This is a genomic window from Erythrobacter sp. S267 (assembly GCF_057365045.1).
Genome location: NZ_CP200298.1, coordinates 1439753 through 1460711, shown reverse-complemented (window position 1 = coordinate 1460711; position 20959 = coordinate 1439753). Strand labels below are relative to the sequence as shown.

Here is a 20959-nt window from a genome sequence, read left to right as displayed (position 1 = left end):
TTTCAAGCCGCGAAACCACGCGGGACCAACTTTCAGGAGAAGCCATAATGGCCACCGTCAACGTCACCGATGACAGCTTCCAATCCGATGTGCTCGACAGCGACAAGCCCGTGCTGGTCGATTTCTGGGCCGAGTGGTGCGGCCCGTGCAAGATGATCGCCCCCGCGCTTGAGGAAATCAGCGAGGAACTGGGCGAGGCGGTGACTATCGCCAAGATGGACATCATGGAAAACACCGGAATTCCCGCCGAAATGGGCGTCCAGTCGATCCCGCTGATGGTGCTGTTCAAGAATGGCGAGCCAGTGGCCCGTGCTGTCGGCGCGAAGCCGAAGAGCCAGCTGAAAGACTGGATCGAAAGCGAGCTCTGATCCGATCACACTGGATTATGAAAGGGGCGCCCATTGCGGCGCCCCTTTTTTGTTAGCGCCAATAGTCATGGCGCTCAGACCCGTCGAAAGCGGCCTGATTTAAGGCAGCATTTCTTGAAAGCACTTTCCCGATCCGCACGGGCAAGGATCGTTGCGGCCGAGCTTTTCGACCAACTCCTTGTCGCCGTGCACAAAGCGCAAACCGCGCTTCACGTTTGTTTCGGAAGGGTAGCCCCGACGGCGCTTAGAAGTGCGCTCGAAAGCAGGGCAGGTCGGTCAAATCGTTGGTCTTGCGTGCCATGATGGCCTCCTGTCGTTGCTCTGCCATTTGGCAGCCGCAGGTCCGTAGCAGGTCAATCCGCAGGCATATAGCCCGCTTTGATAAGCCGCTCAGCGAGGTCATCGAACAGAGCGCGGCTCGCCCCTCCGACCATTCCTTTGCGTCCGTCATCGACCCGGTAGGCTGAGCCATCGGGGCGCAGGCACGCGCCGCCCGCTTCGTTCAGGAACAGACATCCCGCGGCGTGGTCCCAGGGAAGGGTGCGCTCGTAAATCGCAAGGTCGTGCCCGCCAAAGACGGTGAGCGGATATTGCTCGCACGCCGCGCGTGGGGGCTGGACGATGGAATAGTGCGGTTCGATCTCGGCCTCGAAAATCGCGCGGGCATCATCGGGCATGAAGCCCTTCATCGCGGCGAGGTTTGCGCGGCTATCGCCGGAGGGTTTGGCCGTGACCTTCTCTCCATCCACGAACGCGCCTTCACCGCGCCGGGCATGGCACAGCCGGTCGCGTTGCGGGTCGTAGATCCAGCCTGCAACCGCTTCCCCCGCATCTGCCAGCGCGATCATCACGCCGAAATGACCCTCTCCGCTTGCGAAATTGGAGGTGCCGTCGATCGGATCGATGATCCAGCACGGGCCGGAGAGTTTCTCCATGACGCTGGCATCTTCTGCCACCGCTTCCTCGCCCACCACGGCCACATCGGGCGCGAGTTTGGTGAGGGCATCGGTCAGGAATGCCTCCACCTCGCGGTCGACGATGGTGACGGGGTCGTTCTCGCCCTTCATCTCGATCTCTTCGGCCTTCAGCATCTTGTAGCGCGGCATGATTGAACGTTCGGCGGCAAAGCGGAATAGGTCGCGGATTTCGGCATCGAGGGCGGAGAGTTCAGCCACGCTTTAGCTCCGGTAGTCAGCGTTGATCGATATGTAACCGTGGGTGAGGTCGCAGGTCCAAACCGATGCGCGGCCATCGCCGATCCCCAGGTCCACGGCGACGTCGATCTCTTGACCTCTAAGGTGCTCAGCCACGGGTGCCTCGTTATAGTCTTCGACCGGTAAGCCATTCTTTGCGGCCCACACCCCTCCAAACGCGATGGAGAGCTTGTCGCGGTCCGCAGGCTCTCCCGCCTTGCCGACTGCCATGACAACGCGGCCCCAATTGGCATCTTCGCCTGCAATCGCGGTCTTGACGAGCGGCGAGTTGGCGATTGCGAGACCTACGCGCCGGGCGCTGTCATCGTCGGCGGCTCCCGAAACACGGATGGTGATGAATTTGGAGGCGCCCTCGCCGTCGCGGACCACGGCTTGGGCGAGCTGGCGGCACATATCGGTGAGGGCAGCGGCGAAGGCGTCGGCTCCGGGACTGTCCCAATTCTCGATCCGAGGCGCACCGGACTTGCCCGTCGCAAAAGCCAAGACCGTGTCGCTTGTCGAGGTGTCTCCATCGACCGTAATGCAGCTGAAGGTCTGCAAATTGGCAGCGCTCAGCAGTTCTTGCAGGAAGGCCGGAGCGACATCCGCATCGGTGAACACATATCCCAGCATCGTCGCCATGTCGGGCGCGATCATGCCGGAGCCTTTGATAATACCCGCCAACTCCACGCGTGTCCCGCCGACAATGGCGCTAGTGTGAGCGCCCTTGTTGAACGTGTCGGTCGTGTTGATGGCGGAGGCCGCGTCCTCCCATCCGCAGGGCTCGGCGGTCAAAGCCGCTTCGACGCCAGCATGCGCGCGGTCTTTGGGTAGGGGCACGCCGATAACGCCAGTGGAGGAAACCAGCACTTCGCCCGCCTCGCATCCCAGGCCCTGCGCGACTTGTGCCTGAATGGCTTCAACCGCTTCGCGTCCGCGATAGCCGGTAAAGGCGTTGGAATTGCCCGCATTGACGACCAGCGCGCGCGCGTGGCCCGATTTGACCTGCTCGCGGCCCAGTTCCACTTCGGATGAGGCGCAGGCGCTTTGGGTGAAGACGCCCGCGACGCTAGTGCCCTCTGCCACCTCGACAAAGGTCAAATCACAGCGGTCCCACTCTTTGTAGCGCGCCCGCGCCACGCGCAAGGTCACGCCGCTGATTGCGGGAATCTCAGGGAAGGGCAGGGCAAGCGGGGAGCGTTCTAGATCCATTCAGGCTGCCCTAAGGCTGCACAGTGCTACATGCAATCGCCTGTTGAATATCGCGGTTGGGACTGCGAAACGCATCGGGTAAATATCGGAGCTGTCGGCTACCGCCAGCTCAAAAGGGGAGCTTCTTGGTCGAATGAATCTCAAATATGCAATTGTCTTCGCGGCTGCCTTGGCTGTGAGCCCCGCAAATGGGCAATCCGTTGTAGAGGCCGCCGAAGAGGCGGCCGAGCAAGCGGCGATGGCTGCAGAAGCCGCTGCCGCAGATGCCGCCAAAGCTCCAGCGGATGAAGTGCCCTATGCGGCATTAGGCGTTGCTGAGGAGGAGACCTATGTGGGCTACCCCGAATATGCGCCAATGCCTTACCCGCTAGACTACTCCGTGCTCACTCCGCGCGGCGCAGATTACCCGCCTGCGTCTTGGGTCGCGGAGGAAGAGGGCGAGGTCGGCTATGAGCTCTACGTCGATGCTGAAGGGAATGTCTCTGCCTGTGCGATCACATCCAGCAGTGGCTTTCCCGCGCTCGATGCCAAGACCTGCGAAATTCTGACCGAGCGAGCGGCGTTCGAACCAGCCCTCGACGATAATGGCGAGGCGATTGCAGGTGCCTTTAATGGCGCGATGACATGGCGGCGGTCCGAACCCGAGATGGGCGGGCCGATGACGATCCATGTCGCCTACACCATCACCGCCGAGGGGTTGGTGGCGGATTGCGAAACGATCGAGGTCAGCGGAAATATCAGTTCCGACATGCAGCGCACACTCGAAACGGAGCCATGCCCTGGCTTAAACCGGCCAGCCCGCGCGCCTTACCGGGACGAGAATGGTGTGCCTATCGACAAGCGGGTGGAGCTGAAAATCACCATCGGGACGAGCGATGTCGAAACGGATGCTCTTGAACCCTAAATTTACCCACGCGGGGGTAATTGACGCTCCCTTGTGGACGAATGGCTTGGAAGGCCCTATTTACGCAGTATCATGATGCGCCGTCATCTTCTTACTCTGTTTGCCCTGTTTACCGGGCTCGCCGCGCTGCAAGGCACCGCGCAGGCATCCTCACACCAGTCTATGGTTGCGGGGGCGAGTGCCTTTGCAAGCTCGTTTGAGGGTGCTCAGGCGGAGAAGTGCAGTTGCGAGGCTGAGGCCCGCGCCAAGGACCAGCAATGCATCGACCGCGCGCAGCAGGAGCCGTTTCAATGGCTGCCCGCCGCATACCGACCACCGGTCGCGATCGGTCCAGACCGCGCGCTGGAATAGCACTTAAGCTTCTGATCTGATTGCGCCTGCACGGATGATTATTCCGATGCGGGTTTTCCATTTTATCTGTCCGCAGTTCTACGGCCCGCGAGCGACGCGGGAGACAATAGCGAACAGAAACGCCCTCTTTTCAAAGGCCTCTTACGCAAATGTTCGAAAAACTCGTCAAATCTGTCTTCGGTTCGTCCAACGACCGCTACGTCAAATCGCTCGGCAAGATCGTCGACAAGGTCAACGCGCTTGAACCGATGATCCAAGGCCTCTCGGACGAAGCTCTGCAAGCGCAGACCGCCAAGTTCCGTGAGCAGTTGGACGAGGGATCAACCCTCGACGACATCCTTCCCGAAGCGTTCGCCACTGTGCGTGAGGCGTCGAAGCGTGTCCTCGGCATGCGCCACTTTGATGTGCAGATCATCGGCGGCATTGTGCTCCAGCGCGGTGAGATCGCGGAGATGCGGACAGGTGAAGGTAAGACGCTGATGGCGACATTGGGCGTCTACCTCAACGCGATTGAGGGCAAGGGCGTCCACGTCGTGACGGTCAACGACTACCTCGCCCGCCGCGATGCGGAGTGGATGGGGCAGCTCTACACCTGGCTTGGCCTCAGCGTTGGGGTCATCGTTCCGAACATGCCCGAAAGCGCCAAGCGCGACGCTTACAATGCCGACATCACCTACGGCACCAACAACGAATTTGGCTTCGACTATCTGCGCGACAATATGAAGCACGAGCGTCGCATGATGGTGCAGCGTCCGTTCAACTACGCCATCGTGGATGAAGTCGACTCAATCCTGATCGATGAAGCCCGAACACCGCTCATCATCTCTGGCCCCACGGAGGACAAGTCCGACCTCTATGTCCAACTCGACGCGGTCGCCAAGGAGATCCCGGAGGAGTGGTACGAGAAGGACGAGAAGACCAAGAATATCCAGTTCAATGAAGAGGGCCTCGACGGGGTTGAGGAGCTTCTCAAAGAGAAGGGTCTGCTCGAAACCGACAACCTCTACGACGTTGAGAACACGCAGGTCGTCCACCACCTCGATCAGGCGATGAAGGCGGTCCACATGTTCCGCCGCGACGACCACTACATTGTGAAGTGGGAAAAGCAGCGCAATGAAGAAGGCGAGATGGTTGATGTTGGCAAGGTCATCATCATCGACGAATTCACCGGGCGCATGATGGACGGACGGCGCTGGTCCAATGGTCTGCACCAAGCGGTTGAGGCCAAGGAAGGCGCGAAGATCGAGCCTGAGAACCAGACGATGGCCTCGATCACCTTCCAGAACTATTTCCGCATGTATCCCAAACTTGCCGGGATGACCGGCACAGCGGCCACCGAAGCGGCGGAATTCTGGGATATCTACAAGGTCAATGTCGTCGAGATTCCGACCAACGTCCCCGTCCAGCGGATCGATGAAGAGGACGAGTTCTACAAGAACACGGTCGACAAGTTCAAAGCCATCGCCAAAGCGATTGCGGAGAAGAACGAGATCGGACAGCCGATCCTTGTCGGCACGGTTTCGATCGAGAAATCAGAGCTTTTGAGCGAGTTCCTCAACAAGGAAGGCGTCAAGCACGAAGTCCTCAACGCCCGCCAGCACGAGCGTGAGGCTCACATCGTTGCGCAGGCTGGGCGACTGGGCGCCGTCACCATCGCGACCAACATGGCGGGCCGCGGCACCGATATTCAGCTAGGCGGTAATGTCGATTTCCGGATCGAAGCGGAGCTGGGCGATATGGAGGAAGGCCTAAAGAAAGACGCCGAAATCCAGCGGATCAAGGACGAGGTGGCCGCTGAAAAAGCCAAGGTGCTCGAAGCAGGCGGCCTGTTCGTGCTCGGCACCGAGCGCCATGAAAGCCGCCGCATCGACAACCAGCTGCGCGGCCGCTCGGGCCGTCAGGGTGACCCTGGCCTCTCGCGTTTCTACCTGTGTCTTGAGGATGACCTGCTGCGCATCTTTGGCCCGGATACTCTGTTCGCCAAGATGATGAACTCAAACCTCGAAGATGGCGAGGCGATTGGTTCCAAGTGGCTCTCCAAAGCCATTGAAACCGCTCAGAAAAAGGTTGAGGCGCGCAATTACGACACGCGTAAGCAGGTCGTCCAATACGATGACGTGATGAACGACCAGCGCAAGGTCATCTACGAACAGCGCGCTGAAATCATGGATTCAGAGACAGTCGACGAAGTCGTGGTCGATATGCGCCACGACACGGTCAACTCGATCATCTACGCGCATTGCCCGATGGGCTCTTACCCCGAGCAATGGGACGTGGATGGCCTCAAAGAAAAGCTGCAAGACGTCTTTGGCATTCAGCCTCCGATTGAGGATTGGCTGGAGGAAGATGCGGTCGAGCAGGAAATGCTCGAAGAGCGCATCCGCACTCAGACCGACGAGATGATGGCCGCCAAGTTGGAGCGTTACGAGACGCCGATGTGGCGCGGAGTGGAAAAGCAAATCCTGCTCGAACGGCTCGACTATCACTGGAAAGAGCACCTCGCGACGCTCGATGCTCTGCGCCAGGTGATCTGGATGCGCGGCATCGCGCAAAAACAGCCGATCAATGAGTACAAGCAGGAGGCTTTTGCCCTGTTTGAAACTCTGCTCGACACTCTGCGCGAGGACGTGTCTTCGATCCTGTTCAAGGCCGAGGTGCGCATGGCACAGCCACAGTCAGAGGCGCTGCCGGACCTGCCAGATTTCCTCACCGGCCATATCGATCCGCTCACCGGGCTCGACAACTCGAATGACGGAGATGGATCGGCAGAGCGGCCTGAGCTGTTCGGCTCGCTGGCAGGCAGCCCGCGCGCGGCTGCAGGGCCGGGTGGGGCGATCACTGAGAACCCCTATGCCCACCTCAACATCAGCCGCAATGCGCCGTGCCCTTGTGGGTCGGGCAACAAGTACAAGCATTGCCACGGTGCAGCGGGCATTCCGGCGGCGAAGTCGGAATCGGCCTAATCCAAGGCCCACCACGAAGGGCAATTGACGCGTGCAGCTGATCGTCCTTCTGGCCGCAGGGTTCTTCCTCACCGCGCTACTCTATGCGAGCGTCGGGTTTGGCGGCGGATCGACCTATGCGGCGCTGCTGGCGTTATCGGGGCTCGATTACCGCGTCCTGCCGATGGTGGCGCTGGCCTGCAATATCGTGGTGGTCGCGGGGGGCACCTGGCGCTTCGCTCGCACGGGTGTGACGCCGTGGAAAGGCGCTTTGCTGCTGACCGCGTTAGCCGCTCCGGCAGCCTTTATCGGAGGCACAATCCCGATCGCACGAGAGGCGTTCCTGCTGCTGCTGGGCGCGAGCCTGGTGCTGACCGCCGTCACCATGCTGATACCGGTGCGCGAAGCTGGGGAGGGTGAGGAAGCGCCCACGCGTTTCGCCAAAGCCATGCCTTTCATCGCCGCGCCCATCGGCTTTCTTGCAGGGCTGGTCGGTATCGGCGGAGGCATCTTCCTCGCGCCCTTGCTCCACTTGACCCGCTGGAGAAACGCACGTGCCATCGCCGCGACGGCAAGCCTGTTTATCCTAGTAAACTCTCTATTCGGGCTCGCCGGGCAGATGTTGAAGCATGGACCAGCCATGTTCGGCGGAGCCATCGCCGAGGCGCTCCCGCTGCTGATCGCGGTTGTGATCGGCGGGCAAATCGGCAGCCTGATGGCGGTGCGGGTCTTGCCTGTGCGCTGGATCCGCTGGCTGACTGCGTTGTTGGTGGCTTTTGTGGGCGTGCGGTTACTTGTTTCCGGTTAGCGCCCTGCAAATGGCCACGGTCGCGGCGTAGGCCGTCAACACTTGTTGACACTCTGGCGGGTTTATGGGCATTTTGCGCGTGGGATGAGTAATAGTGTTAGCGTTTTGCGACTTCTTCGCCGCGCTTTTTCCGAGAGAACGGTTATCTCTCAGACACTTGCGCATAGTTCGCTAGACAGTCACTAGATGTTCGCGGCGCTTGACACTCCAATGCATTCCCCCAGCGTGGAAAGGGGGTTTTTGTGTCACAAGAATTGCATACCCGAGAGGGCAAACCTGTCGATTGGACCAGCAGCCTGAGCTATCAGAGCCGCGCGGTTTCGCGTCCGACTGTCGCGGATTTGCGCGAATTGTCTTGGAAGGCGAGTCAGCGCAATCGCAAATTGGGCGTCACTGGAATGCTGCTCTACGACCGTGGACGCTTCTTCCAAACGATCGAAGGTCCGCCCGCCGGTCTAAAGACCGTATGGGAGTCGATCAGCCGCGATGAACGCCACACCGATATTGAGATTTTGAGCGAGCATATCATTCCTGCACGCCTGTTTGGCGCATGGGATCTGCTCAGTTTTCATGGCGACGCCGATGCGCAAGCAGCGCTCCGCAATGCCAAGGCAGCCCATGCGATCACGTCGCAAGTGCCCACCTTGTTAGAGCTTGTGCTGAACGGCAATGATCTGGGCATCAACCAGCTCATTTCATCGATGGTGGAGCAGGGCTGGGATGGGGATGCGGTCATCACCCATCTGATCGAACCCACGGCGCGCGCGCTTGGCGATGCGTGGATGTCAGACGATTGCACGGAGCTTGATCTCACCATCGGCCTCAGCATGTTGCAGATTGCCAGCCACGCTTTGCGTCACGCCCCCAATAATCCTTCGCTGATCGGTGGGCGATACAGCATCCTGCTCGCCACTGAGCCGGGAGAGCCGCACACTTTGGGCACATCCTTGCTGGCTGACCTGTTCACGGATGCGGGCTGGGATGTCGATATGACTTTCCCCGACAGCGATCAGGCCCTGGTCAACCAGCTTGCCTCGCAGCAGCCCGATGCGGTGGATATCGGGCTGTCCGATGCCCTTACACGCGAGCATCGACTGGCCCGGCTGAGGGAAACCGTCGACAAGAGTCGCTTTGCCGCGCCCGATAACCTCACCGTGGTGTCAGTAGGAGGACGCCTGTTCGCAGACGCCCATGCCACGGCCGAGGCAGTCGGCGCGGATATTGCGCGCAAAACCGCGGCAGGCTCAAGCGTGCAAATTGCCCAGCTGATCAAGCAAAAGCGCCTTCAGAAATAGCGGCGAGCACAATGCCAAGCGCGCCATAAGCTGACCAGTTGTGCGAAAGACCTGAAAAGACGCGCCCCGATGGGTTTTGAGGCAAGTCGTTGGGCCCGTCGCTAGATGGCGCGGGTTTCTGGCTGTCGTGCTTGATCGGAGCGTGCCTGCGCCAGCGCATCGCTGAGATTGGTGTATCGATAGGCGCCAACCGCGTAACTTCCCACCAGAGTCAGAATAATGCCCATCTCACGAAGATCGGTCATGTCTTGTGTCAAAGCCTCGCATTGCGAAATGTCCACTTTGCCGTTTTCACCCAGCATATGGGGATGGCATTGCGGGAGAAATTTGTCCGGGGTCATGTTTTGTTACCTCGCTTGATACAATGAGTCTGCTGTCTGCTGTCTGCTGTCTGGAAGACATGTGCTGGCGCTTTAGGGCTGAACCGGGATGCAATCGCGTTCTGCGCGAATGCCGTGGCTCATGCCGTGTTCTCGATGTCCATTTCGATCAGATAGGGTGCTACGAAGCCCGCGTAATCGACCTTGCGCTGTTCAGGCAGATCCCTCCAGCCGGTGATCGACCCGCGACAATTCTCGCATCCGCATGCACATGAAGCGGCGAAGTGCTCGATCCGGAAATTCCGCATGGCATAGTCATATGTGGCTTCGGCTCCCGCTGCGATGTCGCGCATTGCGACGATGTTATGGCCGCCGGAATCATTGATGATGATGCCGCAGTTTGGATTGCACGAATGGTTGAATTTGGAACTCAAGCCTGTGTGGAATCCGAACTCGGTCTTGCTGATCTGCGAGGCATGTGAGTGATTGCTGATCGATCGGTCATCTAACACCCCCACATAAAGCACGTCGCCTTTGCTGAAGGATCCCAAGGCAAAAACGCCCTGACCGCGCCCTTTGGTACTTCGCTCTTCGATTATCGCTGTCACAGTTGCCACTTAGTCAGCAAGGGCTTGGTGAGATTGCGCGCTATCGGTCATTGGAAATGCGATGGGGTACTGCGTGACACCAAGTTGCCGCCGGGCTTTTCGCAGCAATTGCTCACTACGACCGACACAATCAGTTTGCGCCGCCGCGGCACCTGCCAAGGCAGCATCCATCAATGCAATTTGGTGGTTGTAGAGAAGTCTGTTGAAGTTCATTTCGCTTTCTCCCTCATGCGGGAGCGCGATTGTCTCTCAGTCGAAGAGGCGCATTGTTGTGTGCTCTCGATCACATATAAATGGTGATGGTTGTCCTGCATTACAAGATGCTGGTGCGCCGATGCCGGGAAAGCCGTCGGGACAGGCGCAGGAAGAATGAGGCGCAGAGCCTCTAACCCCATGCGAAGATTGCGCAGTTTCTAGGAAAATGGCTCCCCGAGTTGGATTCGAACCAACGACCAAGTGATTAACAGTCACCTACTCTACCGCTGAGCTATCGGGGAGCAGCTTTCCAAGCGGTATTCTTAGGAAAGCGAAGCGCGCGTATATGAGTGCATGCCGCCCTTGGCAAGGGGGTTTATTGTCCATTAAGCGCTTGGCTTGAGGAAAATACATTTCATTTTCCTACAGCACCACGTGCGCCGTATCGCAGGCTTTAGCCAGCCGCCTTTGCTACCAGAAACTGAAAAGTCACACCTCCACACGCCTCTCAGAAGCTTTCATGCTATTTATCAGATGCTTGAGGGCAATTGCACTGTTTTCTCAATAGGGCCTTTGGTGTCTCAATCGACCGCAAACTGCTCGGCCACGATACGCTCAGCCAGCGACTGGCCGGGATCGAAGAGCAGCTCCAGTTCCTTATCATGCGCGATCTCGACCGTGACTTCGGCGATGTCGCGCAGTTCCTTCTGGTCGGCCACCGCGGCAACCGGGCGCTTGACGGGGTCGAGCACTCGCAGGCCGATCCGCATTTCGTCGGGCAGGATCGCACCGCGCCAGCGACGCGGACGGAACGGGCTGATCGGAGTGAGGGCGAGCATCCCGCTGTCGAGCGGCAGGATCGGGCCATTGGCGGACAGGTTGTAGGCGGTCGAGCCTGCCGGCGTTGCCACCAACACACCGTCGCCGACCAGTTCCTTGATCCGAACGCGGCTTCCAACTGTGACTTCGATCTTCGCGGTCTGGCGCGTCTCACGCAGCAGAGAGACCTCGTTAATCGCGCACATTGTGTGGGTCTCACCCGCCTGCGTGGTGGCGATGATGCGCAAGGGCGTGATGGTCTTGCCGCGCGCTTTGCGCACGCGATCCACGATGGGAGTGGCTGTTTCATAGCGGTTCATCAGGAAGCCGACCGTGCCGCGGTTCATCCCGAATGCGGGCACAACATTGCCGGAATCGAGCATCGCGTGGAGGGTTTGGAGCATAAAGCCGTCTCCGCCCAGCACGACAGCCGCATCGGCCTCCTCCAGCGCAGACCAGTCTCGCTGCGCCCACAGCATCGAAAAGGCCTCCTGCGCGCGCGGAGTGTCAGATGCCAGCAGCGCAATGCGCGAGAACGGGCGGGGCGGCGCGCCGTTATCGGCGTCGAGCTCTGAATCCTCACAGATCGTCTTGGAACTCACTTGCCTTCTCCACCCCCAAATACTCGTCCTGGATCGTTGTTATGGCCGTTTACCAAATGGTGCTAAACTCTCTTGCGAGAAACCCATGGCGATCTGCGCCCGATCAAGGACAAGTCCTAGTGACTTTTCCTGATGTTCCAAATTCGGGCGGATTGCAAATGGACAGCGCAATGCGGACAGAGTGCGGCTACGGGAAGAGGCATGGATAAGGGGCAGAAATCGCACACCAGTTCTCTGGGCAAGACGCTCGGCGCATCCTTGCGTGAGCCTGCTGGTGAGCCCTTTCCCGGCGTGAAGCCGGCAGCGCTGGAGCAGGACTTGCTCCGCGCACTCGACCGGCGCGAGATTGAGGTTCTGTTTCAGCCGCAATTCTCTTGCCAGACAGGTGCTGTCGTGGGGGCGGAAGCGCTGGCGCGATGGCAGCACCCGACGCTGGGCGAGATTGGCGCGCGCGACCTGTTTGCCATTGCTGAGCGGGCTGCACTGGTTGCACCCCTATCGCGCCATGTGGTCGCGAGGGCATTGGAGGATGCAGGCCACTGGCCCGCTGACCTCACAGTATCGCTCAACATCACGCCCGAGGAGCTGGGCGATCCGCGCTTCGCCGCTGACTTTGCAGAGAGCATCGGTAAGAGCGATATCGCGCCTGAGCGTTTGATGCTGGAGATCACCGAGGATCTGCTGGTACGCAATATTGAGCAGGCCTCTGCGGCGCTTGGAGCGCTCAGAAAGCTCGGCTTCCGCACTGCGCTCGATGATTTCGGGGCAGGCTTTTGCAACTTCCGCTACCTGCGCGAATTGCCGCTGGATGCGATCAAGCTCGACAAAATCATGGTCGATGGCATTCCGGGAGATGCCAAGGCATTGGCTGTGCTGCGCGCTATACTCCAACTCGCCAAGGCACTCGACCTCGCCATCTATGCCGAGGGGATCGAAGACGACGTGCAACGCGCGACGATCAAGGCGGAAGGGTGCGATTACTGGCAGGGTTTTCTGCGGGCCGAGCCGATGAAAAGCGAAGAGGTTCTCACCCTGTCCCGAACCGCCCGTGGGCGGGGGCACGGCTGAACGGAGTTTCTGGCTGGTTTCGCGCTATAACTAATTTCTAATGAATTTCGACTAACCCCCGGGTCAATACGGGTAACAGGGGCAATTGAGACCATGCTTAAAGTCGATTTTTGGAAGAAGTTTCTCAAGGAAGAACTGGGCGCGACCGCCGTGGAATACGGCCTGATCATCGCGATGATCTTCCTCGCTATGGTGGCCGCGCTTCAGGGTGTTGCGAACGAAAGTACCGAAACGTGGAGCCAAGTTGAATCGGCTTCTGTCGAGGCGATGAACCGCTAAGCTATCCGGTCTATGCAGCCTGTTTGCGCTTCGCTTTGCGCACGATGCTGCTTAGGCCCTTTGTCAGTTGGAACAGCCCGTTGAGGCGGCTTTGCGGGTCGCCCCATGCGCGGTTGATCACCAGCTTCATATCGGGGCGCAGTTTGGCAGTGCCTGATAGCTTGTCGACATAGGCGATGAGACCTGGCCCATCAGGGAAATTGTCCTGATGGAAGGTCACTAGCGTCCCGCGCGCACCTACGTCGATCTTGGCAATGTTGGCCTCGATCGCCTGATGTTTGATTTCGATCAGACGGATCAGGTTCTTGGTCGGCTCTGGCAGGTCGCCGAACCGGTCGATCATCTCTGCGGCCATCGATTCGATCTCTGCCTTGTCTTGCGCCTGGTTGAGGCGTCGATAAAGCGCCATGCGGACGGCGAGATCGGGGACGTATTCCTCCGGGATCATGATCGGCGCATCGACGGTGATCTGGGGCGAGAACGCATCCGCAGCTTTCTCAAGCCCCATTTGCCCCGCCTTGGCCGCCATGATCGCGTCTTCGAGCATCGACTGGTAGAGCTCAAACCCAACCTCGCGGATGTGGCCCGATTGCTCGTCGCCCAGCAGGTTGCCAGCCCCGCGAATGTCGAGGTCGTGGGAGGCAAGCTGGAACCCTGCACCCAGCGAGTCGAGGTCACTCAGAACCTTCAGACGCTTCTCTGCAATCTCCGAAAGCTGCACGTCCTTCTCATAGGAAAGGTAGGCATAGGCGCGCAGTTTGGCGCGGCCCACACGGCCCCTTAGCTGGTATAGCTGTGCCAAGCCAAAGCGGTCGGCGCGGTGGATGATAATGGTGTTGGCGCTCGGTAGGTCGAGGCCGCTCTCGACAATCGTGGTGGAGAGCAGGACTTCGTATTTGCCTTCGTAAAAGGCGCTCATCCGCTCTTCGATTTCGCCCGCACCCATCTGGCCATGGGCGGAGATGCTCTTCACCTCTGGCACGTGTTCAGCAAGCCATTCTTCGACCGCCGCCATGTCGGAGATGCGGGGGACCACAATGAAGCTCTGCCCGCCGCGATGGTGTTCGCGCAGCAGAGCCTCGCGCATGACCATATCGTCCCACTCCATCACGTATGTGCGCACCGCAAGGCGGTCCACGGGCGGCGTCTGGATGGTCGAAAGCTCACGCAGACCCGTCATCGCCATCTGGAGTGTCCGCGGGATGGGAGTTGCGGTCAGCGTCAACATGTGCACGTCGGACCGCAGCTGCTTCAGCTTCTCCTTGTGGGTGACGCCAAAGCGCTGCTCCTCATCGACGATAACAAGGCCGAGCTCCTTAAACTCGGTCGATTTGGAGAGGATCGCGTGGGTGCCGACGACAATGTCGATATCACCCGATGCCAGTCCCTCGCGCGTCTCGGTCGTCTCTTTGGAGGAGACGAGACGCGACAGGCGACCGATCTTCAGCGGGAAGCCGGCAAAGCGTTCGGCGAAGTTCTGGTAGTGCTGACGGGCGAGCAGAGTTGTCGGTGCGACCACCGCGACTTGCTGGCCGTTCATAGCCGCGACGAAGGCGGCGCGCAGGGCCACCTCGGTCTTGCCGAAGCCGACGTCGCCGCAGACCAGTCGGTCCATTGGCTTGCCGCTTTCCAGATCGCGCAGCACATCGGCGATTGCCGCGTCCTGATCGTCGGTCTCCTCCCACGGGAAGCGGTCGACGAATTGGTTGAAGCTGGCCTCTTCGGCAGCGAAGACCGGTGCTTTTTTCAGAGCACGCTCGGCCGCGACTTTCATCAGCTCGCCAGCGATGGCGGTGATGCGTTCCTTCAGCTTGGCGCGGCGCTTCTGCCACGCTTCGCCACCCAGCCGGTCGAGCATGACGGCGTCTTCGGAGGAGCCATAGCGCGAGAGGACTTCAAGGTTCTCGACCGGGATGAACAGCTTGTCGCCGCCCTTATATTCCAGCTGCACGCAATCGTGCTTGCTCTTGCCCACCGGCACCGCTTCGAGGCCGAGATATTTGCCGATCCCATGCTCGACATGGACCACCAGGTCTCCGCGAGAGAGCGCTTGCAATTCGGCGAGGAAAGCATCGGAATCCTTGCGCTTTTTCTTGCGCCGCACCAGCCGGTCGCCGAGAAGATCTTGTTCTGTCAGCAGCTCAATCTGGTCGTTGGAGAAGCCTGTATCGAGCGGCAGGACCATGGCGATGGCCGTGCCCTTGGCTGCCACCCCTTGCGCTTCCTGCCAGCTGTCGGCGAGGGCGGTTTTGGCTCCGGCTTCCTCAAGGATCGAGGCGACGCGTTTGGCCGAGCCTTGCGAGTAGGCGGCGAACATCGGCTTGCGGCCCGATTTGGCAACCTCGGCAAAGTGCTTGGCCGCTGTCTCGTACAAATTGTCGCCGCGTGCACGTTCAGGGGAAAAGTCGCGTGAGGCTTTGAACCCGAAATCCAGCACCGCGCCTCCATCGGGGGCGGCAAAGACGCTGGTCTTGTGCGCGGTGGCTGAGGCGAGGGCTTCGGATAACTCCTCGTTCGACAAGTAGAGCGCATCTTTGGCGAGCGGGCGGTAGGAACCGGTCTTGTCCGACGCAACGCGTCCACGCTGTTCGTGATAGTCGGCAATGTCGGAGAGGCGCTCTTCCGAAGCTCCAATGGCGGCCTGATCGACCACGACCACATCTTGCGGTGAAAAGTGATCGAAGAGCGTCGCCAGCTTCTCCTCGAACAGCGGGAGCCAATGCTCCATCCCTGCAAGGCGACGCCCATCGCTAACCGCTTCGTAGAGCGGGTCCTGCGTTGCAGCGGCGCCGAAGAGCTCGCGATAGCGGCTGCGGAAGCGCTTGATCGAATCCTCGTCGATCAGCGCCTCGGAGGCGGGGAGAAGCAGGTGATCCAGCAACCGTCCGGTTGAGCGCTGCGTGCTGGGGTCAAACAGGCGCAGGCTCTCCAGCTCATCGCCGAAGAAATCGAGCCGAAGCCCTTCATCGAGCGAAGAGGGGAAGATGTCGACAATCGACCCGCGCACCGCGAACTCGCCGTGATCGACGACTGTGTCAGTGCGCGAATAACCTTGGCGGGTGAGGAGCGCTGCCAAGCTCTCATGCCCGATTACCGTGCCCGGTTTGAACCCGCGCACGCTCTCACGGATGCGGAAGGGCGTCAGGACGCGTTGCAGCACCGCGTTGGCGGTCGTCACCACAAGCTGCGACCCGCTGGACGGATGCTGCATCCGGAACAGGGTGGAAAGCCGCGCGGCGCTGACCGATAATGCGGGCGAGGCGCGGTCATAGGGCAGGCAGTCCCAAGCGGGAAACTCCAGCACCTCGACCTCGGGCGCAAAGAAGCGCGCGGCCTCTGCCACCGAATGCATGGCTGCATCGTCCGGCGCGATGAAGACCGCACGCGTGCCCTTGCTTTGCTGCCCGACAGCGCGCGCCAGATCGCTCATCACCAACGGCTGCGCGCCGCGCGGCATTGAGGACAGCGTCAGCGGAGCGTCCGCTGCTAGAATGCGGTTCAGATCGGGCATATCAATTCAAAGGTCTTGGGCGCGGGCCGGTTCCCGCAAGAAGGCGCGTCGCAGCGCCCTAGCTGGGGATATCGACGTAGTCGAGCTTCTGCATTGTCTCGATCATCGGGCCTTGAAAACGCCCTGGCACGGGCGCGGTTTTGAGGCCCCAAGCCATGACATCGACGTCGTCTTCGGCGAGCAGATCCTCGAACCAGTCCATCTCCGCCTCACCCCATTCGGCGTGGTAGCGGTCGAAGAAGCCGCCGATCATGTAATCGGCCTCCCGCGTGCCACGGTGCCAGGCGCGAAACTTGGCGCGGGCGAGACGGGTTTCCATCGACGGCATATCGGGGGATGGAACTTCGGAAGCGGGCATATCTGACATGACCAGCGACCTAAGGCACTCGCAAGGCGGGTTCAAGACGCTATAAGGCGCTCGACCATGCGGCCCGATATTCTCAATCCTTTGTTTGCGGAGAGCCAGACGCTTGACGGCGTCGGGCCCAAGCTTGCGAAACCGCTGGAGAAGCTGGGCCTCACACGGATCAAGGATGTCGCCTACCACCTGCCAGAACGCTTCGTTACGCGGCGGGTGATCACGGATCTGGATCAGGGGGCGGAGGGCGAGCAGGTGATCGTTGCGCTAACCGCGACTGAGCATCGTGCACCTTACAATCCGGGTCGGGGTCCGTATCGGGTGCTGGCGCAGGATGAGGCGGGCAATATCTGCGCGCTGACCTATTTTGGCCGCGCATCATACACTGCGAAGAAGCAGCTTCCGGTGGGAGAGAAACGCTGGGTGGCGGGGCGGCTCGACCGTTATGGAGACATGCTCCAGATCGTGCATCCTGACCATGTCGAGGAAAGCTCTGCGGCGCATCTGGCGCGGTTGAATGAGCCGATCTATGCGCTTTCGGAAGGGTTGACCCAGCCAAAGGTAGCTGGATTGGTTGAGCAATCGCTGGAGAAGCTGCCGGAACTGCCCGAATGGATCGAGCCAGGCCAGTCTGACCGCGAGGGATGGCCATCGTGGCGCGATGCTTTGCAACTGGCCCACAAGGACTCCCATGAAAAAGCGCGCGACCGGCTGGCCTATGACGAGCTGCTGGCGAACTCGCTCGCCCTGCTGCTGGTGCGGGCAGACGGACGGCGGCGACGCGGGCAGGCTTTGCTCGGAGACGGAAGTTTGCGCACCAAACTCGACCTGCCATTTGAGATGACCGGTGCGCAGAAGCGCTCCGTGGCTGAGATTGAGGCTGACATGCAGCAGGAAGCCCCGATGCTGCGGCTTCTGCAAGGGGATGTGGGGGCCGGCAAGACCGTAGTCGCGCTCGAAGCAATGCTGGTCGCGGTGGAGGCGGGGAAGCAGGCCGCGCTGCTCGCGCCGACCGAAATCCTCGCTCGTCAACACTTTGAAACTCTGCGCAAGATGGCCGCTCCGACTGGTGCTGAAGTGGCTCTGCTGACGGGCCGTGCCAAGGGCCGCGAGCGTGAGGGCACTCTTATGGGGCTGCTGAATGGCGAGATCGACATCCTCGTCGGCACCCACGCGATCTTTCAGGACAGCGTTGCCTACAAAGACTTGGCCCTCGTCGTGATTGACGAGCAGCATCGTTTTGGCGTGCAGCAGCGCCTCGCGCTTGCAGCAAAGGGCAGGGCGGCTCCGCACACGCTCGCCATGACCGCGACGCCGATCCCGCGCAGCCTGACCCTCGCGCAATATGGTGAGATGGATGTGAGCCGTTTGGATGAGCTGCCACCCGGCCGCCAAGCGATTGACACGCTGGTCTTCCCGCAAAGCCGGATGGAGGAGATGGTCGCGGGCGTCGAACGCCACCTTGCCAGCGGTTCCCAAGCCTATTGGGTCTGCCCGATGGTGCGGGAGGCAAACGGCGGATATCAGACAGCAGACATCGCCGCAGCCGAAGCCCGCTATGCGGCGCTGGCGGAGCGGTTTGGAAATGCGGTCGTCATGGTTCACGGCCAGCTCAAGCCCGAAATCAAAGACGCCAATATGGAGCGTTTCGCGAGCGGCGAGGCCAAGCTGCTGATTGCGACCACCGTCATCGAAGTCGGCGTCGACGTGCCAGGCGCGACGCTGATGGTGATCGAGCAGGCAGAGCGCTTTGGTTTGGCGCAACTTCACCAGCTCCGGGGCCGTGTGGGGCGGGGATCGGAGAAGAGCCGCTGCGTGCTGTTGCGCGGAGACGAGCTCTCCGAAACCGGCAAGAAACGCCTAACTTACATCAAGGAATCGCAAGACGGCTTCTTCCTGGCGGAGAAAGACCTCGAACTGCGCGGCGGCGGAGAATTGCTCGGTACGCGGCAATCGGGGGAGGCGGCTTTCCGCATCGCTGACCTTGAGCAAGTGCAGCAACTGCTCCCTGCCGCCCACGCCGATGCGCGGCTGCTGATTGACCGGGATGGTGGCCTGACATCGCAGAGGGGGGAGGCAGCGCGCGTGCTGCTCTATTTGTTCGAGCGCGATTGGGGTGTGCAATTGCTTCGAGGGGGCTGAGCGGGGTTCAAGCGCCCTGCTTCAATCGCTCCACCAACGCATCCACTGCCTCGCTGATGGTCTGCCAGCAGCGCTCAAACCCATCCTCATCGCCGTAATAGGGGTCGGGGACTGGCTCTCCGGCTCGGTCGTCGAGCAAGTCGAGCAGCAAGCTCACCTCGGCTGTGCCATTGCGCAGGTCGCGCGACTTGATCCCGGCGAGATTGCTTGTGTCCATCGCGAAGATGTGGGTGAATTGTTCAAAGTCCTCACTCGCCAATTGGCGTCCTTGCAAATCCGATATGTCGACGCCGTGGCGCGCGGCAGTGGCGATTGCGCGCGGGTCGGGGTGCTCGCCGATGTGATAGGCGGCGGTCCCAGCAGAATCGACATCTATCTCCAACCCCGCCTGCGCCGCTGCTTCGCGTAAAGCACCTTCTGCCATGGGGGACCGGCAAATATTGCCAAGACATACGAAAAGTATGCGCGTTTTGTGGCTTGAGCTCTGCTCCATGGGTTCCGTTAGCCACTTTGGCTAACCACTTGCAAGGCTTCGCAGTTTTTAAGCGGCTTTTGCAGGGAAGGGCTGCGTATTGCCCAGAACCTCTTCGACCATTTGGCGTATATTGATCTGCGCTTTCAGGTTGGCGCCCAGCAATGCGGTGCCTGAGACCTTTCGCTGCACGAACAGCGTCTCAATCGGAGGGAAGGCCCAAGTGTCTTTGTCTTGAGCAATCTCCCACCCTTCCTCACGCAGCAGCGGGACAAAGGCGCGGTCGCCAAAGTCGAAGGGCTTGTCCTCGCGCATTTCGCCGATGACGATATCGACCATGCGGCCCACTCGATCCGGGTGTTTCTCATAGACGATGGGCATCATGAAGCCCAATTCAATCGTCGCGTCGATCACCTTCTGGCGATCTCCCGCAAGGCCTGCATGGAGCATTTTGCGATAGCCATTGGCAACATCGGGATCGACCGGGCGGCACGCGCCAAAGTCGAGGCAGATGATCTCTCCAGTAGAGGGGCGGAAGCGGTAATTGGCGAAGTTGGGATCGGTTTGCATCAGGCCGAATTCAAACAACTCGCGCGCAACCAGCCGCATCAGGCGGCCCATGACTTCGTTCTTGCGTTCCTCGCTCTCTTCATCGAGCCGTTCGATGGAGACGCCATCCTCAAAACTCATCGCCAGAATTGAACCGCGTGTCAGCTCTTTGTGCAAGGTGGGGACGACGAAACCTTCCTCGCCTTCCAGCATCCGGCGGTAGAGCTCCATCTGCTCGCCCTCGCGCTGGTAGTCGGCCTCTTCGTGGAGCTGCTGTTTGGCGACGGCGAGCAGCTTGTCGATCTCCAGTTCTGGCGGAGCGAAGCCCGCGATTTTGAGCAGCGTCATGACATTGTCGACGTCGCTGTCGATGCTTTGCGCAACGCCGGGATATTGGACCTTGATCGCCAGTTCCTGACCGTCGCGGGTCATGGCCTTGTGCACTTGGCCGATGCTGGCGGCCGCAATCGGGCGCGGATTGAACCATTTGAACTGCCGCCGCCAATCATTCCCCCACTCAGAGCGCAGGACAGTGTCGAGCTGCTTGGTCGGCATGAAGTTCGCCTGATCGCGCAGGCGGGCGAGGATCTCTGACAGCTCAGGTGGCAGGAAGTCGCCCGCATCCAGGCTGATCATCTGCCCCATCTTCATCGCCGCGCCGCGCAAATGCGACAGGCGGTCGGTCATGCGCTTCACATTGCCCGGCGTGAGGATGAGGTCGCGCGCGCTGAGCGATTCTCCGCTGGTCAGCCTGCGCGCGCCCTCTGCCGCCATGCCACCAGCCACGCCGCCGACAAGGCGACCAAAAGTGCTGATCCGGGCGAGGCGTCCGGAGGGGACCGCCTTTTCGCGGGACTTGTCGGGTGTGTCTTCAGCCAAAGGTCTGTGCTCATCCAAATGGGTTGTATGAGAGGAACGGTCGGGGGAGAGCGGCGTTCCCATTGGGTTGCCGCCTATGTGGTC

General features: G+C 60.4%; 20 protein-coding genes and 1 tRNA gene. 9 read left to right on the top strand and 12 right to left on the bottom strand.

What is annotated here, in order from left to right:
• Positions 1-47 precede the first annotated feature (47 nt).
• Entirely contained in the window at positions 48-368 is a 321-nt protein-coding gene (gene trxA, locus AC0V6X_RS06870; RefSeq protein WP_486183835.1) for a thioredoxin, read from the top strand.
• Between the two features lie 99 nt (positions 369-467).
• On the opposite strand, the gene AC0V6X_RS06865 is transcribed toward trxA, so the two are convergent.
• The 3 genes from AC0V6X_RS06865 to argJ form a co-directional block, all read right to left on the bottom strand.
• Entirely contained in the window at positions 468-560 is a 93-nt protein-coding gene (locus AC0V6X_RS06865) for an SEC-C metal-binding domain-containing protein (RefSeq protein ID WP_486185530.1), read from the bottom strand.
• A gap of 161 nt (positions 561-721) precedes the next feature.
• Positions 722-1474, bottom strand: a complete 753-nt coding sequence (locus AC0V6X_RS06860) for an inositol monophosphatase family protein (RefSeq protein WP_486185529.1) — start codon at positions 1472-1474, stop codon at positions 722-724.
• Between the two features lie 72 nt (positions 1475-1546).
• Positions 1547-2773, bottom strand: a complete 1227-nt coding sequence (argJ, locus tag AC0V6X_RS06855; protein ID WP_486183834.1) for a bifunctional glutamate N-acetyltransferase/amino-acid acetyltransferase ArgJ — start codon at positions 2771-2773, stop codon at positions 1547-1549.
• Positions 2774-2906: 133 nt separating this feature from the next.
• Between argJ and AC0V6X_RS06850 the strand changes: the two genes are divergently transcribed.
• From AC0V6X_RS06850 to AC0V6X_RS06830, 5 genes are all read left to right on the top strand, one after another.
• Positions 2907-3677: an energy transducer TonB gene (locus AC0V6X_RS06850; protein ID WP_486183833.1), complete on the top strand. Its 771-nt coding sequence runs from the start codon at positions 2907-2909 to the stop codon at positions 3675-3677.
• 72 nt (positions 3678-3749) lie between these two features.
• Positions 3750-4028 (top strand): hypothetical protein, encoded by a 279-nt coding sequence (locus AC0V6X_RS06845; protein ID WP_486183832.1) that lies wholly within the window; start codon positions 3750-3752, stop codon positions 4026-4028.
• 149 nt (positions 4029-4177) lie between these two features.
• A complete protein-coding gene (secA, locus tag AC0V6X_RS06840; RefSeq protein WP_486183831.1) occupies positions 4178-6991 on the top strand; it encodes a preprotein translocase subunit SecA in 2814 nt (937 codons plus the stop codon).
• Positions 6992-7028: 37 nt separating this feature from the next.
• Positions 7029-7778: a sulfite exporter TauE/SafE family protein gene (locus AC0V6X_RS06835; RefSeq protein WP_486185528.1), complete on the top strand. Its 750-nt coding sequence runs from the start codon at positions 7029-7031 to the stop codon at positions 7776-7778.
• A gap of 242 nt (positions 7779-8020) precedes the next feature.
• Positions 8021-9073 (top strand): BLUF domain-containing protein, encoded by a 1053-nt coding sequence (locus AC0V6X_RS06830; RefSeq protein ID WP_486183830.1) that lies wholly within the window; start codon positions 8021-8023, stop codon positions 9071-9073.
• A gap of 101 nt (positions 9074-9174) precedes the next feature.
• Here the strand turns inward: AC0V6X_RS06830 and AC0V6X_RS06825 are convergent, their stop codons facing one another.
• The 5 genes from AC0V6X_RS06825 to AC0V6X_RS06805 all read right to left on the bottom strand — a co-directional run bounded on the left by AC0V6X_RS06825 (position 9175) and on the right by AC0V6X_RS06805 (position 11602).
• Positions 9175-9414, bottom strand: a complete 240-nt coding sequence (locus AC0V6X_RS06825; protein ID WP_486183829.1) for a hypothetical protein — start codon at positions 9412-9414, stop codon at positions 9175-9177.
• 119 nt (positions 9415-9533) lie between these two features.
• Positions 9534-10001, bottom strand: coding sequence for an SET domain-containing protein-lysine N-methyltransferase (locus AC0V6X_RS06820; RefSeq protein ID WP_486183828.1), 468 nt, complete (start codon positions 9999-10001; stop codon positions 9534-9536).
• Positions 10002-10010: 9 nt separating this feature from the next.
• Entirely contained in the window at positions 10011-10214 is a 204-nt protein-coding gene (locus AC0V6X_RS06815; protein WP_486183827.1) for a hypothetical protein, read from the bottom strand.
• 209 nt (positions 10215-10423) lie between these two features.
• Positions 10424-10498 (bottom strand) — tRNA-Asn (locus AC0V6X_RS06810).
• A gap of 279 nt (positions 10499-10777) precedes the next feature.
• Complete coding sequence (locus tag AC0V6X_RS06805; RefSeq protein ID WP_486185527.1) at positions 10778-11602, bottom strand: NAD kinase; 825 nt, start codon at positions 11600-11602, stop codon at positions 10778-10780.
• 216 nt (positions 11603-11818) lie between these two features.
• On the opposite strand from AC0V6X_RS06805, the gene AC0V6X_RS06800 reads away from it, so the two are divergent.
• Positions 11819-12685 (top strand): EAL domain-containing protein, encoded by an 867-nt coding sequence (locus AC0V6X_RS06800; protein ID WP_486183826.1) that lies wholly within the window; start codon positions 11819-11821, stop codon positions 12683-12685.
• Positions 12686-12778: 93 nt separating this feature from the next.
• On the top strand, positions 12779-12964 hold the full coding sequence (locus tag AC0V6X_RS06795; RefSeq protein WP_486183825.1) for a Flp family type IVb pilin: 186 nt from the start codon (positions 12779-12781) through the stop codon (positions 12962-12964).
• Positions 12965-12974: 10 nt separating this feature from the next.
• Here the strand turns inward: AC0V6X_RS06795 and mfd are convergent, their stop codons facing one another.
• Together mfd and AC0V6X_RS06785 are read right to left on the bottom strand one after the other, a co-directional pair.
• Positions 12975-16475 (bottom strand): transcription-repair coupling factor, encoded by a 3501-nt coding sequence (mfd, locus tag AC0V6X_RS06790; RefSeq protein WP_486183824.1) that lies wholly within the window; start codon positions 16473-16475, stop codon positions 12975-12977.
• Positions 16476-16533: 58 nt separating this feature from the next.
• A complete protein-coding gene (locus AC0V6X_RS06785; RefSeq protein ID WP_486183823.1) occupies positions 16534-16842 on the bottom strand; it encodes an FAD assembly factor SdhE in 309 nt (102 codons plus the stop codon).
• Between the two features lie 57 nt (positions 16843-16899).
• On the opposite strand from AC0V6X_RS06785, the gene recG reads away from it, so the two are divergent.
• Complete coding sequence (gene recG / locus AC0V6X_RS06780; protein ID WP_486183822.1) at positions 16900-18975, top strand: ATP-dependent DNA helicase RecG; 2076 nt, start codon at positions 16900-16902, stop codon at positions 18973-18975.
• 7 nt (positions 18976-18982) lie between these two features.
• On the opposite strand, the gene AC0V6X_RS06775 is transcribed toward recG, so the two are convergent.
• Together AC0V6X_RS06775 and AC0V6X_RS06770 are read right to left on the bottom strand one after the other, a co-directional pair.
• The gene (locus AC0V6X_RS06775; protein ID WP_486183821.1) at positions 18983-19468 is read right to left on the bottom strand and encodes a low molecular weight protein-tyrosine-phosphatase; all 486 of its coding nucleotides are present in this window, start codon (positions 19466-19468) and stop codon (positions 18983-18985) included.
• A 48-nt stretch (positions 19469-19516) separates the two neighbouring features.
• Positions 19517-20938, bottom strand: coding sequence for an ABC1 kinase family protein (locus AC0V6X_RS06770; RefSeq protein WP_486183820.1), 1422 nt, complete (start codon positions 20936-20938; stop codon positions 19517-19519).
• Between the last annotated feature and the right edge of the window lie 21 nt (positions 20939-20959).